Below are 2,573 nucleotides of genomic sequence, written 5' to 3' on the forward strand. Positions count from 1 at the left end.
AGTTTAGGTTTGTCCGACACCTGCCCGTCGCGCAGCCCAGGGCCGTGCATCACGCCGACCTGAGGGCAGGTGTCGGATAAACCTCGGGGGAGGAAACCGCGGCGCGTGCGGCGGCGGTTGTCGAAGGCACGGTCGCTATGGGGATTCGGTGTGGCGAGCTCGCTGGTGCGGTGCCATCGGAGTCCGGTCGATCGCGGGGAATGACGCTGCACTGGTGGCAACACACGGCCCATGGGCATCGGCATGCGATGAACTGCAGCAAGCAGACGTCGCTGAATGCCAGCCGCGCGGCGACCGCACGAGTCCACCCCGCGTCGCCTTGCGATGAGCAAGGCTCGCTGCTGGCTGAGACGTGAGCTCGGTGCCCGTGCTCATGAGGGTGGCGCCCGGATCGAGGGGCGCTCGCGCACGATGAGCTCGACGATGAGCAGCGGCTGCCCGCAGTGCCGGCAGAAGAAGGTCGGCACCCGCACCACGGGGTCGCTGACGGGCAGCTCAACCCGGGCCTGCAGCGCGGTACGCGCAGCCGCCAACGCATCGCGCCGATTGCCGTTGGCCAGCAGCCCGTAGTGCCGGATACGGTGGAAGCCGCCAGGCAGCACGTGCAGCAGGAAGCGGCGCATGAACTCCTGCGGCGTCAGCGTCATGGTCTTGTGGCGCACCGTCCCCTGCGCATCGCCCTTGGCGCGGTAGTCCTTCCAACGGAAGGTGACGCCGCGCTCATCCATGGCGAGGAGCCGGCTGTTGGAGATGGCCACGCGGTGCGTGTAGCGCGACAGATAGGCCAGCACGGCCTGCGGTCCTGCGAACGGCCGCTTGGCGTAGACCACCCACTCGCAGTGCCGCAGCGGCATCAGCCACTCGGCAAAGGCCTGGGCGTCCTGCAGGGCCGCATGCACGCCGAAGAACCGCAACTGCCCCTGGCGATGCAAGTGCTCCAGCCCTTCGAGCAAGCGCCGCCGGAACAGGCGCGAGAGCACCCTCACAGGCAGGAAGAACCCCGGCCGGCAGGCGACCCAGGTTCTACCGTCGGGTGCCAGTCCGCCGCCCGGCACGATGCCGTGTACGTGCGGATGGTGCGTCAGCGCCGAGCCCCAGGTGTGCAGCACCAGCGTGGCACCGATGCGTGCGCCCAGGTGCTTGGCATCGTCGGCAATGGTCAGCAGCTCCTCGGCCGCCATGTCGAACAGCAGGCCATAGATCGCGGCCTTGTTCTGATAGGCCAGGTCGGCAATCGGTGCGGGCAGCGTGAAGACCACGTGGAAATACTCGACCGGCAGCAGGTCAGCCTGCCGGGCATCGAGCCAGCGCTGGGCCGCAGTGCTCTGGCACTTGGGGCAATGCCGGTTGCGGCAGGAGTTGTAGCTCACCTGGTCGGTGCCGCAGCCCTCGCAGCGCAAGACATGGCCCCCCAGTGCCGCGCTGCGGCACTGTTCGATGGCCGACATGACCTTGAGCTGGGCCAGGCTCAGGTGGCCGGCTTGAGCGGCTCGCCAGGCAGGACCGTGGATGCGGAAGATGTCGGCGACCTCCAGACCGGAGTGCGCCACGGCGCGCTATGGAGCCGAGGGATGCATTGACTGCGCCGGCTGCACCGCCTCCAACGGATTGACCACCTCGCGCAGGATCTCCGTGGCCACGTGTGTGTAGATCGAGGTGGTCTCCAGCTTCTTGTGGCCCAGCATCACCTGGATCACGCGGATATCGACCTTCTGCTCCAGCAGGTGCGTGGCGAAGCTGTGGCGCAGCGTGTGCATGGTCACGCGCTTGTCGATCCTGGCGGTCTGGGCGGCGATGTGGACGGCGCGGTTGAGCTGGCGCGCGGTCAACGGCTCCACCGGGTTCATGCCGGGGAACAGCCAGCCGCCCGGCAGCATCTTGCCTTGGGCATGGGCCAGTCGCCACCAGGCACGCAGGCGCTCCAGCAGCACGGGCGAGAGCATGGCGTAGCGATCCTTGCCGCCCTTGCCCTGCTCGACCCGCAGCGTCATGCGCTTGCTGTCGATGTCGGTGACCTTGAGCGCGACCACCTCGCTGACGCGCAGCCCGGTGGCATAGGCGACGGACAAGGCCGTCTGACTCTTGGGGTTCGGCGCGGCTGCGATCAGGCGCGTGACCTCGTCGCGGCTGAGCACGACGGGCAGCTTCTGCGGCACGCGCACGGTCTGCATCCTGGCCATCAGTTCGCCGCGCCCCAGGGTGATGTCGAAGAAGAACTTCAAGCCGGTGATGGTGGCGTTGAGCGTGATGGGCGAGGTACCCTGATCGATCAGGTAGAGCTGGAAGCGGCGCAGATCCTCGACGGTGGCGGTGTCGGGCGAGCGCTGGAGGAAGGTGGCCAGCTTGCGCACGGCGCGGATGTAGGCGGTGCGCGTCTTGGGTTCAAGCTTGCGCATGCGCATGTCTTCGACCATGCGCTGGCGCAGCGGTGAAACAGCTTCGGATGATGGCTTCATGATCCTGCTCCTGTTGAAGAGCGAGGCGGAATGCCTCGCTGGTCAACGGTGGCAGGAATAGGGCTTCGAGCGGCAGCGAGCCTGGCCGAAGCGGCTACCGCGAGAGCGGTTTAGTCC

General features: G+C 67.5%; 2 protein-coding genes. Both read right to left on the minus strand.

All coding sequences use genetic code 11. The features are described from left to right. Positions 1-371: 371 nt before the first annotated feature. A complete protein-coding gene (locus H5407_RS23355) occupies positions 372-1,550 on the minus strand; it encodes an IS91 family transposase (protein ID WP_183106888.1) in 1,179 nt (392 codons plus the stop codon). 6 nt (positions 1,551-1,556) lie between these two features. After that, positions 1,557-2,456: a site-specific integrase gene (locus H5407_RS23360; RefSeq protein WP_183106889.1), complete on the minus strand. Its 900-nt coding sequence runs from the start codon at positions 2,454-2,456 to the stop codon at positions 1,557-1,559. Positions 2,457-2,573 lie beyond the last annotated feature (117 nt).

The organism is Mitsuaria sp. WAJ17 (assembly GCF_014174515.1).
Classification (GTDB): domain Bacteria; phylum Pseudomonadota; class Gammaproteobacteria; order Burkholderiales; family Burkholderiaceae_C; genus Roseateles_B.

Bases quoted from the DNA above. Each gene is read 5' to 3' on its own strand.
- H5407_RS23360 (WP_183106889.1), bottom strand. From the start codon at position 2,456: ATGAAGCCATCATCCGAAGCTGTTTCACCGCTGCGCCAGCGCATGGTC.